The following is a 406-nucleotide window of genomic DNA, read 5'->3' as shown; positions in this document are numbered from 1 at the left end:
GGGTATATCCATCTTTCTCTATTAAATCCTGATATGCCAGAAGCAGATCTGTCCATTTGTATTTTTTCAGTCGGCGCCGGATTTGGCGAAGCTCCTGTTCCGTATGACTTCCTGGAGAAGTCTTGGGTCTGTGACTTCGATCCTCCAGGCTTGCTAAGGTTCCGTCGTACCGTGAAATCCATTTATAAACCGTTTTACGGCTCACACGATAACGGATTGCCGTTTCGGTTACAGAATGTTTCTGTGCATACTTAACCATGCGTTGACGTTGGTATTTCTGTTGTGATAAGATTGACATACAAGGATTCTCCTTTCGTTAAGATCATTGGTTTTTCGTCAACTCCAATATATCATATCGAAGTGAATCCTTGTTTTTTATTTGTTACCTATCTATTGTATCCCAACA

1 protein-coding gene is annotated in these 406 nt (G+C 41.1%); it reads right to left on the bottom strand.

Annotated features, from left to right (window positions below; genetic code table 11):
* Positions 1 to 298, bottom strand: a 298-nt coding sequence (locus ACQRBH_RS17350) for a helix-turn-helix domain-containing protein (RefSeq protein ID WP_427762704.1), incomplete at its 3' end; no start/stop codon positions are given.
* Positions 299 to 406: the final 108 nt, after the last annotated feature.

This window comes from Bariatricus sp. SGI.161 (assembly GCF_050313695.1).
In the GTDB taxonomy this organism is placed as follows: domain Bacteria; phylum Bacillota; class Clostridia; order Lachnospirales; family Lachnospiraceae; genus JAFBIX01.
This window is presented reverse-complemented; position numbering and strand designations above follow the sequence as displayed.